This window comes from uncultured Streptococcus sp. (genome assembly GCF_963536705.1).
Taxonomy (GTDB): domain Bacteria; phylum Bacillota; class Bacilli; order Lactobacillales; family Streptococcaceae; genus Streptococcus.
Map to the genome: position 1 here is coordinate 1 of NZ_CAUTAP010000016.1, position 12,393 is coordinate 12,393.

Below are 12,393 nucleotides of genomic sequence, written 5' to 3' on the forward strand. Positions count from 1 at the left end.
AACCTGTACGTTTGAAACGTTTAGCTGATGCGCGGTGTGTTTTTTGTTTTGGCATAATGTTTTCTCCTTTTTCTATCTTTCTGACAATCTATTTTTTGTCAGGAATTGGCGCCATCTGCATGAACATCTGACGTCCATCCATCTTAGGCTTTTGCTCAATAATAGCAACATCTTGAGTCGCTTCAGCAAAATCTGCTAAAACTTTAGCCCCGATTTCTTTGTGGGTAATCATCCGGCCTTTGAAGCGGATAGATACCTTTATTTTATTTCCTTTTTCAAGGAATTTGCGTGCGTTGCGAAGTTTAGTGTCAAAGTCTCCCTTGTCAATAGTTGGGCTGAGACGAACTTCTTTCACAGTAACAACACTTTGTTTCTTGCGTTGTTCTTTTTGTTTTTTCTGGTACTCAAATTTGAACTTACCGTAGTCCATAATTTTTGCAACAGGTGGTTTAGCTTGTGGCTGAATCAGGACCAAATCGACATTTGCTTCATCCGCAAGAGACTGCGCTTCGCTCAGTGGTTTAATACCTAATTGTTCGCCGTCAAGACCGATCAAGCGAACTTCACGCACACGAATTTCATCATTGATGAATAAGTCTTGTTTTGCTATGGTTTTCACCTCTTTTTTATTTTTAGAGAAAAACAAGAGCGGACTTGCTAACGCAAGACCGCACTACATGATAGTATTTCATTTCTGAAACTTAATCCGTAGAGCCAGACAACGTTAGTCGCAAGGCGAGAAGCTCTCACTTCTGCTTTTCTCAACTCTACTATCATACCAAGTTTCATTTTATTTGTCAATGATTTTTTTCGCTTTTTCTTCGATAAATGCAACAACTTCAGAAATGCCAACACCCGTGGTATCAAAATGAATGGCATCGTCTGCCGGTCTCAATGGCGAAACCTCACGGTGACTATCCTTATAATCCCGCTCTGCAATTTCTTCTTTCAGTTTCTCCAAATCAGCTGGAATTCCTTTTGATAGATTTTCCTTATATCGGCGCTCAGCTCTTTCATCAACCGAGGCTACCAGATAAATCTTGAGCTCAGCCTGAGGCAAGACAACCGTTCCAATATCACGGCCATCCATGACAATCCCTCCCTGAGCTGCAATTTGCTGCTGCAAGGCCACCAGTTTCTCACGGACTTGAGGAATGGCAGATACCCAGGAAACATTATTGGTAACTTCATTTTCCCGAATCGGGTGAGTCACATCCACGTCGCCAACAAAGACTAGCTGCTCGCCATCTTCCGCTCGACCAAAACTGACCGAATGATTATTGAGCAAGTCTACAATTTCAGTGGCATCTGCTTCTGTCAGATGATGCCGCAGAGCCAGATAGGTTGCAGCCCGGTACATGGCTCCTGTATCTAAATAAGTATAGCCAAAATCCTTAGCAATAATCTTGGCAACGGTCGATTTTCCACTGGAAGCAGGACCGTCAATCGCAATTTGAATCTGTTTCATAGCTGGCTCCTACTCAATCTTCACAACGTCACCTGGATTGGCATACCAAGAACCAGTAGACATATGAGAAGGGTTAAGCTGTTCCAGCTTGGCAATAGAAATACCTGCACGCGCTGCAATAGCTGCCTCTCCTTCGCCAGGCTGGACAGTCAGAGTTCCTTCAGAGGATTCTGTAGTATTTGCCGCTGGCTGCTCCGCTGTAGAAGACGCTTCACTGCTGGAACTTGCTGCTGAAGTGCCGTAGAAACCTTCCATTTGAGTTTGTCTATTACTTCCTCCAGTAGACAGATAGGTCAGGAAGCACACCACCGCAACCACTAAAATACAGAAAATAATGGTTAAAATGGTCAACAAGCGGTCTGCATTCAAGGCGCTAAATTTCTTAGTTCGTTTCAACTTATCTTCTCCGTTATCGTATACATCTTCTTCCCATGGTTCTTTTTCCATGACTTCCTCCTTGAGTTTTTCTTAAAATCTTATTACAATATGGGTATGAAAGTAACACTCATTCCCGAACGGTGCATTGCCTGTGGGCTTTGTCAAACCTACTCAGATCTTTTTGACTATCATGACAATGGCATCGTCAAATTTTACCAGGACGACCAGCTCCTAGAAAAGGAAATCGCTGAGGATCCCGATGTCGTGGAAGCCATCAAAAACTGCCCAACCCGAGCTCTTTTGAAAGACTAGGATTTTTTGGACTGACTGCCATAGTAAGCTTCAAAATAGTCAATATGGGTAAAATTATCTACTAATTCTACCTCACCCTTAAAATGCTCATTAAGGGCCAGGGCATTGACAAAATATTTCTTAGGCCACTTGCGCATACAAAAACTCCGGCTGCGGTTCTGCCCTTTAAAATATAAGGTAATTGACGTCTTAGTCACTTCGACTTTTTCAATATCTGAAATCTTGACCTTTATCGGAGTAAAGGGATTGGCTGTGATAATTCGCAAGGTTCCATCATCATAAATGGTAAAATAACGATGAACTCCCATTCCCAGCAAAACCATGAATAAGAAGAAAGAAAACAGAACAAGAGTTGGCACTCGTGAGCTTTCATACATCAAAGCCAGGCCAACAAAAATCGGAATGACCGATAAAGACCAATATATTATCAGGATAGCTACATCTGGCTGCCAGTGATAGCGAACCTTACCGAAAATCTTTATCATGCTCACACCCCCATACTACTAGTTTAGCATAAATTAAGAAAAAATAGAACAGGTAGACTTGCCTATTCTATTTTTTATTTATGATTTTGCTGTCTTAAAGAAGCTATCAGACAAGTAGCCCTTGCCTCTGACCATATCATACTCAATCAGTTTCAAATCATCTGCTATTTCTTGAGCTTCTTCGTCCAATTCCTTTTTATCTACACTGGCTTTATGCAATACTTCTGTTAATAAAGCATAGTAAGGTGATACTTTGGAATTTGTCTGCTCCAGTAAGAGAGCGGAGAAATCGCTAGAATTGACTCTTGGATAATCGAGTTTAGGAGTTTCATAATTACTCCAAACGAAATAATCTGTCAGATATTGGCTTTCTGGAACTTCTTTAAAGGCTGACTGAGGATAGAGACCAGGCAGATGATCGCCATAAAAGACGACCGTTACCTTTTTATCTACCTTTGAAAGCTTCTCCAAAAACTCCTTGGTCGCCTGATCCGTATGGTAAAGCATTCTGACATAGCTGGAAAGAGATTCGTTCCCTTCCTTGCTAAAATCAGGATAGCTGGCAGACATGTAGACAGGATTGGGCTCACTCCAAGGCATGTGGTTCTGCATGGTCATGACAGAGAAAAACTGTCCCTGCTTGCCATTCAAATGCTCCAAGACTTGATTATAAGTCGTTTTATCGCTGTAATTACCACCTATATTATCCCCCTTCAGGCCTTTGGTACCATAGTGAATAAAGGTATCAAATCCCAAATCCTGGTAAATGACATTTCTGGCATAATTGCTAGGGGAGGCCAGATGGATTACTGTCCGATTCTTAGATGAATAAGCATCGCTAATGGAAGGAAATCTATTCATCCTCGGGACAATTTCAGTATAGAGAACCGAAATAGACGGAGACAGATTATAAAAAGGCAAACCAGTCAGGGTCTGAAATTCCATGTTGGCCGTTCCTCCACCATAGCCGTCTGACTTCATCAGTCCACTGGTGGTGCGAGTTTTAACTTCCTGAATATAAGGAATTGGATTCTCAGACATAGTAACGCCATCAACCCGAGCAGGGTCAGAAAAACTTTCACTCAGGAGATAAATTACCGTTTGATCTTCGATTTTATTCTGGCGTTCTTTGTTAATAGCTTCCGCAAGATTCTTATACTTTTTTTCTATCTCTTGAATCTTTTCCTTAGAATAGCCACGCGGCTCAATCATGGTTGTATCCGACATCTGTGAAAACCAGACAAAAGAAAGGGAGCGGAGCTGTGAATTGACAGTATTTCCCATCCAAGTCAGGTCATGGAAATTATTTAAGACCGAAATAACTGGGATATTCTCTACTATTTTGCCATTCTTTTTGGTAGCAAATATATCCATGACTCCCAAGAAAAAGACTAGGGGTAGGACTAGCAAGAGAAGTTGGTATTTAAGAACGGTAATGAGCTTGCCTGGCAAGATTTTCTTACGCAAATACCAGTAGAGAGTACCTAAAGCAACTAGTCCCAAGATAGCATAAAATCCGTAATTGCCTCCGAGAAAGTCAAAGAGAGTCTTGGGATTTCTCAGCCAGACCATATCACTAGGCAAAATTGGCTCTTGGCGATACTGAAATTTCAGACTACTGGCTATGGTAGCAACCACTACTAGCGCTGTTATCAGCATGGTTGGCAGGAGAAAATGATTGAAAATCAGGTAAAGAGCCATAAAAATCATGAAAAAAACGATGATTTGAAAGAGACTGGCTCCAGTGAAAAGATACTGATCCAAAACAATCACATCTCCTCGGATACTATTTTGGATTGTATAGTTAAAGACAAGGGCAAACACTGCACTCAACACAAAAGCAACAGAAACACTGGCTTTATTCTGAGCGAGATCGCGCAATCCCTTAACAGCTAGAAAGCTGGGGAGAGAAAGCAGGATAAAGATAAGTGCGATAAGGCAGAGGAGAGTTAGCATAAAATTCTGCGTTATATCCAACTTGCCTTCCTCAAGGAAATTCACTAAATAGCTTTGGTGATGCAGCAATTCCGGCATCTTATCGTCCATCAAAGCAAGAAATAGGAAGAGCTGGGATAGAAAAAGATTTTCCAGTACCTCTCTATTTTTCTTATTAACCTGCAAGAACTTATCTGGGAAGCGTTTTTTAAGCTTTGGAAAATGGATAAAAATATACGCAAATAAGAAAATCAAAAGCAAGCCAGGCAGGGAGTTAAACTGCCAAAAATGATTGCTGAAAACCCGTTCTGCTTTGAACTCAAAATCATTGACGTGCTGCGTTACTGTCAGTAAGTAAGAAAATCCTGTATAGAGAGCGTAAATAATAGCTGACCATAGGAAGAATCTTTTGCTGAAGAGCTGAGACAAAAGCTTACCCAAGCCAAACAAAAGAGGGAGCAACATCAGAAAGGCCAACCACAAGGCTGGATAATTCCGCAAATCTTCGCCTTCCTCCAATAGTAAAACTGTTGTAACAGCGACGGTATCTAGAAGTAAAAAACTAATTAGCAGGTATGAGAACTGCTTATAGTGGTTGAGTAAAAATTTCATTTTTCTTTCTGGTAAATAGTTAAATTCTCTAGCGAGATTTTTGTGAATTAAGAATCTCACTTTTTCTTTAAAAGATTGGACAAACGATTTCTAATCTTTTGAGATAAATTTTTCTGACTTAATTTTTCTTTTTGCTCGGTCAACTCTGCTTTTTTCCTCTGCCAGTCCAGTAAAGAGGGTAGAGAAGATAAGGGCATAATCTTGAAATCATAATGATTGTCCCAAGCTAGATAAACCAATAAATGCTCTAAAATATCAGACAATTCCTGCTCAGAGGATAGCAAACTTTCTAAGCTCTTCATCTGGAACAAACTAGCCAAAGCAGAGTATTTAAACCATACAAAGCCACCATAGACTCTCGTTAGAGAAGGGGGAGTCATAAAGTCAAAAGACTTATGCAAACCAGCTTCCTGCCAGACGGCAGCCAGCCTTGGACGCGGCGGTTCTGTCTCAAACAAGCCGTCTCTGACTAGGCGCGGCAAATCTGGAATAACCAGTCCTACAGCAAAATCCTGCTCCAACGCTTCTATGCTTGCATCTGCATAATCAACCATCATATTTATCAAATCAGAGCGCATGGTCTGGTCAAAAACTGCCTGATTCTCCACCAATCGATGAGTAGATAGATGGCCGATATAAGCATAGTCTTGCAGAATTTCCTTCTGGTCTAGCATGGCAAGCCAGGCATGCGATGCCTGACTTAGGACAAGCTGAACTTTATCGCCCAGATGTGCCAGCGCTGTCTGCAGCTGTTTCAGCATTTCTGGCTGCGCTACAGTCACTAAATACTGATACTGAGATGACAGAGAGAATAGCTTGTCCTGATAGTGCTGAAAAATAGGAAAATCCGTTACATGAATATGCAGGAGGACAGGCTGATCAGCCCGATAGTTCGAAGTTGCCTGAGACAAATACTTGTCCTGTAGCAAACAAGGAAGGTCAGGACCAAAATGATAGAAAAGGTGTTCCCTAATAAGCGAAGTTGGATAGGATGAGTTGTTTTCAAGTTCTTCCAGCAAATACCTAGCTAAAAAAGGATTACCCACGAGAGCCTTCACCTTTAGAAAAGGAACCTTTGCTTCCAAAATCCTAAGTGGCTTATAGTATGAAAAGTCTGGATGAACCAATTCTCCTGCTTCTTCCTGACGGGTATCAAGGAGAGATTGATATCTGAATCCTGCCTCTACAAAACGTTTGGTAAACTGGGTCTCGTAATGGTCTATCACATCTTGAATGTCAGTAAAATCTTCTACCTGCGACCAAAATTCTCGGAAAGCCTTGTCTTTAAGAACTGACTGCTTAAAGGTAATAAAGTAGCTCTGCAGGTGTTCTTCAAAGTACCTGGTCTTGCGAAAATTAGTCATTCCCCAAAAATCGACTTGCGGATCCTCTTCAAAGCGCTGATAAATCGGCGCTAAATCCCATAGAGGACCAAAGCAAGTGTCGTTCATGAGAGTCAGAGAGTCTGAGTTCTGCAAAGTGTCAAAACCCAGCCAGTTCATGCCATCACGCCAAGCTGCAAAATCGAAGCCTCGATTAGCCCGCTCAAGCAAGTCAGAAATTCCCAAGTCTTCTCTCAGCCGGCATTTGTCCTCATTGCTCAAAGGACTATTTGAAATAAAAATAATCTTAGAAAAAAGCGGCTTTAGCTGCTCCAATTGATAGAAGACATGACCGCTTATATGATTGCATTTATTGAAATGAACATAGAGTAATATTCGTTCCATGAAACTACCTTATTCTTTATGATTGAGAAATCTTCCAACTGCCATTACGCTGGATTAAGCCAGTGGCAGAATCCTTAGCAGAGACATCGTCATCCTTAATATCCTGACGATTGACTAAGATAACTGGGTTGTTCTGAGAGTCTGCAAAGGCTAGAATTTGTTCTTCCTGATCCCGCACTGAAACCTGCAGTTTTAACTTAGCGTTATTTATCTGTGTCACATGGCACTTGTAAGTCAAGCGCTTCTGTCCAGCTCCCTCTGTAGGCTGATCCATGGAATTATCATTGTAAAGCCAGATAGTTCGATCGATATCTGTCAGAGAAAAGGAAACATAAGTCGGGAGGTCTTGATTAACCCGATAAGAAATTTCAAATTCAATCTCTTGTTCAGGTGAAATCTGAGGCGAATGCAAGAGCTTAACCTTCAAATCAGAGACTGCTGCATTCTCAACCTGGAATCCTTCGTTCATGGCTTTTGTTTCAGTCGCATTGTCCAGACTGTACTGGTTGGCCACATCATCTGGATTGCCAATAGCCTTGACCAAGCCATTTTCAATCAAGACAGCCTTATTACAATATTTTTTAACAGCTCCCATGTCATGGGTCACCAGAATGGTCGTCTTACCTGATTCCTTACGATCTTTAAAGTAGTCATTACACTTACGCTGAAAGGCTTCGTCCCCGACAGCCAAGACCTCGTCCAAAATCAGAATATCACCCTGAGCCTTGATGGCCACTGAAAAGGCCAGACGCACTTGCATACCGCTGGAATAATTCTTAAGTTTTTGGTTCATAAACTCGCCCAGCTCAGCAAACTCCACGATATCATCGTACATGGCGTCTACTTCTTCTGTTGAGAATCCCAGCATGGCACCGTTCATATAGACATTTTCGCGGCCAGTTAGTTCTGGATTGAAACCAACACCCAGCTCAATAAAGGAAACCAATTTACCATCAATAGTTACCTTGCCCTTCTCCGGAATATAAATCTCAGAGATAATTTTAAGGAGGGTGGACTTACCAGAGCCATTGCGGCCGACAATCCCGTAGAAGTCACCTTTTTCGACCTCAAAGGAAATATCTTTCAAAACATGCTGTTCTTTGTAGCCTTTAATCCCCTTAAAACGATTGACCAGACTGGTTCTCAAACTCTGAGTAGCCTCAGTAGGCAATCGAAAGAATTTACTTACATGGTCGACTTTTACTGCAATATTATTTGACATTATAAAATCTCCGCAAATCTCTTAGCATTTTTATTAAAGAAGAACAAACCTAGAGCCAATATCACAAAAGGAATCATATAAGGAATAAGGGCGATTAGTTTGTTGTTCACAATATCCCAGCCTCTGACATTGACAGGAGAAACGATGAAATGGCGCATATCCTGCAGCATCTGAGCAATCGGATTGAGCATCATAATTTTAGCTACAAAGAATTGCTTCCGCTGCAAAAGAAAGGTCAGAGAGTAGATAATAGGGCTGGCGTACATTCCTGCTTGAAGAGCCACTTCCCAAATCGGTCCAATATCCCGATACTTCACAAACAAGGAAGACAGCATGAGGGCACAGCCCATTGCCAAAACCAATACCTCCAGAAAAAGAGGAATAATCACTAGCGTATGCAAGCCGAATTCCACCTGATTAATCAGGGCGAAAAGGAAAACAACAACTAGATTAATCAGAAAATTGATTGCCGCTCCAAGAACCGATGAAATGACGATGGTATGCTTGGGAAAGTTTAATTTACGAAGCAAATCCCCCCGAGAAACGATGGAAAGCATGCCCATGTTAGTAGCTTCGGTAAAGAAAGACCAGAAAACCATCCCCAGCAAAAGCCCTACTGTATAGTGAGGTGTCCCGTCATCAAAGCGCAAAAAGCGGACAAAGACCAGATACATGATAGTAAACATCATCAATGGCTTCAAAATCGACCAGAGATAGCCGACCAAGGACCCTTGATAACGCAACTTAAAATCCGTCTTGATTAATTCTTTCAAAAGAATTCGATTTTTTTTACTAAAAAAATCCATGAATATTACTCCTTATAAGCAAACTTTGTGAGAATGAGGCTCGTAAAAACAAGGGTATGAAAAGTGCGGTTTTTACGATAGCCATACTGACGAATCCTGCGCCAGCGCTCCTTGAAAGGCACCTCCATAATGGTCACAAAGTTCTCAATTAACTCTCTATTTTCAGCAGTCAGCGGCAGGACTAGCAAATTTCTGGCCTGAGTCTGACTGTCTTTTATCAATTTCCAATATTTGGCAAAAAGAACATGGGGACGAACCCAGTTTTTTACGCGTTTTCTGAGCGTTCGAGCTCCTAGCACATTATTCGAATGCTGGCGATAGAGCTCACCCGGCTTGTCAATATAGACTAGATTGCCAAAGGCCGCAGCCAGCAAGCCCAGATACCAATCGTGCATGAGCAGTTCATGCTCTTCCTTCCCTGTCCAGAGTTGGGCCAAGGCGCGATTTATCATAGAAACTCCACCCGTTACCGTATTCTCCGTCAACTCTTGGACTAGTTCTGTATTAGCGTGATCTGACTGAGTGCGAATCATACTTTCATGAACAACCTGTAGCTCTTGATCTACGACCTTCAAGTCAGTATACACCAGCAAGGGCTGACTGCTATCATACTTGTCTGCCTCAGCCAATTGCATGGCAATCTTGTCTGGCAGCCAAACGTCATCTTGGTCGCTAAAGAGATAGAAATCCGAATCTTGGTATTGAAGCAGGCTATGAAAACTCTGAATGACACCTAGATTTTGTGGATTTTCCCGATTGATAAAGGCAATGCGGTCATCCTTGCAGCAAAAGTCTTCGATGACAGCCCGCGTCCCATCCGTAGAGCCATCATCACGAATCAGCAGCTGCCAGTCCCTATATGTCTGCTCTTGAATACTCTTAATCTGCTCGGCCAGAAACTGCTCCCCATTATAGGTGGACAGAAGAATGGTCACTTTCATGATAAAAATAAATCCTCGTATTCACCCACAATTTTTTCCCAGGTGTAGTTTTCTTTCATATTTTCTTTAGCGGCTTGACCTAGCTCCGTAAAATCTGTTTGAGTATCTACTCGGTCAATCAGCTGGCCCAGCTGGCCAGGTTCTTTTTGCCAGTACAGAGCCGTTTCTTTTGCTACCTTATGGTTAAAGTCCACATCCAGCACCAGATTGGCATCTGTCTGAGCCAGTGCTTCCAAGAGTCCCGGATTAGTCCCGCCAACCTCATGGCCATGTATGTACGCAAAAGCATGGTTACGGATATATTTGAGTAGATTCTGATCATAGACCGTCCCAGCAAATTTAATGCGAGAATCATGGTCAAAGCCTGTTTTCTGCTTGAGTTCTTCAAAATAGGGATTGCCCTCATGATTGCAGATAATCAGCAAGTCACGTTTGGTTCTGGATTTCATGAATTCTTGAATGATGGTTTCATAGTTGTTTTCAGGAACGAAGCGTCCGACAATGAGGTAATAAGCTTTTTCCTTACTGGCCCACTTTTCAAAGAAGACCCTGACCTTGCCTTCGTTTTCCGTCAGATTGGACAGATAAAGGTCGGTTCCATAAGCGATACAGGTCGTTTTAGACCAAGGATAAGCTTTTTGAATATAGCTTTCGATGCCTAGATTGTCCGCGATAACCAAGTCTGCGTGCTTGGTCATAACCTTCTCAGAATACTTGAGATAGGTTTGAACTGGCTTAGACCACTTGGCCCGCTTCCACTCCAACCCGTCAGGATTGATAAAGAATTTACCGCCTGCCCGATGGATACGACGAGCAAAGGGAAAGATAAAAGCACCAATCGTATTTCCAAGAATGTAAAAAATTGGCTGCTCAATCTGCTCTTTCTTAGCAAACTTGAGGGCATAGGAGACAGCCATCATATCATAGGCAATTACTCGGGCTGGGCCAAGCTTAGGTGGATTTACTGTAAAACAGTCTACCCCCTTGTAATCAAAATGATGAAAAGCTTCATCATCTGATAAGCAAGCCACATGATATTGGATTTGAGAAGAGATTTGATGCTCTGTCAATTTCTCGACAAAGGTTTCAAATCCTCCATATTTGGCAGGAAGTCCCCGACTCCCGATGATGAAGACATGTTTCATGATTTCCCTCAATTCAAGATTTTACAATCCATTCTATTATACCACTTTCTAGTGTGTTTGTATAATACAAAAAGGACAGGTAGAGCCGCGGCTGAACTTGTCCTTTTCTTTCTTTAACCTCTTCTACCAGAAAGCAGCTTATTTTTCACTTTGCGTAAGAAAGAGCTGGCTGGTTGAGAGGGTAAATTTGTATCCAATAAGTACTTGACGTGACGCAAGGAATTAGCCTGATACATTTCAGTGTTTTCAATCTTATCCAATAAGGTTTGGTAAACACTCTGAACTGTGTAGCGCTCTTGAATCTTGCCTAGATTGGCCACCGACTGGTCTTTTAATCCCTCAAAGTTTGCCAAAGCAAGGTTTATCTTATCAGCCAACCCCTCGATATTACCAGATGAATACAGCTGGCCTTCTTCAAAGATTTCATAGGCGGATAGATGACCAGGATTGTCCGATAAAATGGTCGGAAGGCCATTCATAATCGCTTCAATATAGACTAAACCAAAGGTTTCCATTGCAGACGGAAATACCGCAAGATCTGCTTCCGTCACCTCTGCCCAAGGATTGTCCTTGTGTCCCAGGAAGCTAATATTTTTTACCTGATGTTCAGAGATATAAGTATCGCATCTTTTTTTGTACTCCTCATCCCAGGCTCCGATCAGAACTAAGGGCGGTTTTGGCTGAGATAACTGGTTATAGGCTTTTATCAATTCTAATTGATTTTTCCGCTCTGTCAAACGTCCGACTGACACAATACGCCTTTCGGCTCCATCCCTTTCTCCTGTATCAGTAGGATGAATTTTCGTAAAAGGGGCAAAAGACAAGACTTTTCTGTCTGGCAGCAGCTCCTGTAACTGTCTCTGCAAGGCACCTCTAACTGCAAATATTTCCTGTGAATAATCACTGATAAAATCTAGCTTTTCCTTATAGTAGCCAAACTCTCCGTCAGGAAATTCATGAATCAGCCAGAAATGCGGAACATCCTCGCAGGCCGCTGCCACTGCACCTTGAAACATATTGACCGTATTGGTAATAACCAAATCAATCTTTCGCTCCGTTAGTATCTTTCTGAGCGCTGAGGTATTATCCTGATATGACCGAGCTCTAGTCTCAGGACTATCTGGCAGGCCACCAGGCGCATCCTCCCACCACCATTTAACTGACGGCAAGGCTATAGTCTCAATAGCCAAGGCAGCCAAGCTGGATATATAGTCCTGCTGAACGGCTACATGATAATCCGGAATCGCATTGATAACCTGATGGCCCGTCTGGACCAAGTACTCCATCAAATTGACAATAGAGATTTCAGCTCCATTATCCAACGTTCCAGTCGGCGAAATGAATAATATCTTTTTTTTCATA

The 12,393-nt window shown here is 42.1% G+C and carries 12 protein-coding genes and 1 other annotated feature; of the genes, 1 reads left to right on the plus strand and 11 read right to left on the minus strand.

Annotated features, from left to right (window positions below; genetic code table 11):
• Nucleotides 1-88: 88 nt before the first annotated feature.
• The 3 genes from infC to RWX26_RS09095 all read right to left on the minus strand — a co-directional run bounded on the left by infC (nt 89) and on the right by RWX26_RS09095 (nt 1,915).
• Nucleotides 89-619: a translation initiation factor IF-3 gene (gene infC / locus RWX26_RS09085; protein WP_002895037.1), complete on the minus strand. Its 531-nt coding sequence runs from the start codon at nt 617-619 to the stop codon at nt 89-91.
• A gap of 15 nt (nt 620-634) precedes the next feature.
• Nucleotides 635-764: a sequence feature (ribosomal protein L20 leader region), on the minus strand.
• 26 nt (nt 765-790) lie between these two features.
• Nucleotides 791-1,468, minus strand: a complete 678-nt coding sequence (gene cmk / locus RWX26_RS09090; protein ID WP_002909356.1) for a (d)CMP kinase — start codon at nt 1,466-1,468, stop codon at nt 791-793.
• 9 nt (nt 1,469-1,477) lie between these two features.
• Complete coding sequence (locus RWX26_RS09095; RefSeq protein ID WP_002897255.1) at nt 1,478-1,915, minus strand: SAG1386/EF1546 family surface-associated protein; 438 nt, start codon at nt 1,913-1,915, stop codon at nt 1,478-1,480.
• A gap of 45 nt (nt 1,916-1,960) precedes the next feature.
• Between RWX26_RS09095 and RWX26_RS09100 the strand changes: the two genes are divergently transcribed.
• Nucleotides 1,961-2,158, plus strand: a complete 198-nt coding sequence (locus RWX26_RS09100; protein ID WP_295345912.1) for a ferredoxin — start codon at nt 1,961-1,963, stop codon at nt 2,156-2,158.
• On the opposite strand, the gene RWX26_RS09105 is transcribed toward RWX26_RS09100, so the two are convergent.
• From RWX26_RS09105 to RWX26_RS09140, 8 genes are all read right to left on the minus strand, one after another.
• On the minus strand, nt 2,155-2,643 hold the full coding sequence (locus RWX26_RS09105; protein WP_002900006.1) for an EbsA family protein: 489 nt from the start codon (nt 2,641-2,643) through the stop codon (nt 2,155-2,157). The two genes, RWX26_RS09100 and RWX26_RS09105, sit on opposite strands and share 4 nt — an antisense overlap.
• A gap of 78 nt (nt 2,644-2,721) precedes the next feature.
• On the minus strand, nt 2,722-5,190 hold the full coding sequence (locus tag RWX26_RS09110; RefSeq protein WP_314581076.1) for an LTA synthase family protein: 2,469 nt from the start codon (nt 5,188-5,190) through the stop codon (nt 2,722-2,724).
• Nucleotides 5,191-5,246: 56 nt separating this feature from the next.
• Nucleotides 5,247-6,917 carry a rhamnan synthesis F family protein gene (locus RWX26_RS09115; RefSeq protein WP_314581077.1) on the minus strand — a complete coding sequence of 557 codons (1,671 nt, stop codon included), beginning with the start codon at nt 6,915-6,917 and terminating at the stop codon, nt 5,247-5,249.
• A 16-nt stretch (nt 6,918-6,933) separates the two neighbouring features.
• Complete coding sequence (locus tag RWX26_RS09120) at nt 6,934-8,139, minus strand: ABC transporter ATP-binding protein (RefSeq protein WP_002924053.1); 1,206 nt, start codon at nt 8,137-8,139, stop codon at nt 6,934-6,936.
• The gene (locus tag RWX26_RS09125) at nt 8,139-8,945 is read right to left on the minus strand and encodes an ABC transporter permease (protein ID WP_149565323.1); all 807 of its coding nucleotides are present in this window, start codon (nt 8,943-8,945) and stop codon (nt 8,139-8,141) included. The genes RWX26_RS09120 and RWX26_RS09125 overlap by 1 nt, the downstream gene beginning before the upstream one ends.
• Nucleotides 8,946-8,950: 5 nt before the next feature.
• A complete protein-coding gene (locus RWX26_RS09130; RefSeq protein ID WP_314581082.1) occupies nt 8,951-9,886 on the minus strand; it encodes a glycosyltransferase family 2 protein in 936 nt (311 codons plus the stop codon).
• The gene (gene cps2T, locus RWX26_RS09135; protein WP_314581084.1) at nt 9,883-11,031 is read right to left on the minus strand and encodes a beta 1-4 rhamnosyltransferase Cps2T; all 1,149 of its coding nucleotides are present in this window, start codon (nt 11,029-11,031) and stop codon (nt 9,883-9,885) included. The genes RWX26_RS09130 and cps2T overlap by 4 nt, the downstream gene beginning before the upstream one ends.
• A 113-nt stretch (nt 11,032-11,144) precedes the next feature.
• The gene (locus RWX26_RS09140; RefSeq protein ID WP_314581087.1) at nt 11,145-12,392 is read right to left on the minus strand and encodes a glycosyltransferase family 4 protein; all 1,248 of its coding nucleotides are present in this window, start codon (nt 12,390-12,392) and stop codon (nt 11,145-11,147) included.
• Between the last annotated feature and the right edge of the window lies 1 nt (nt 12,393).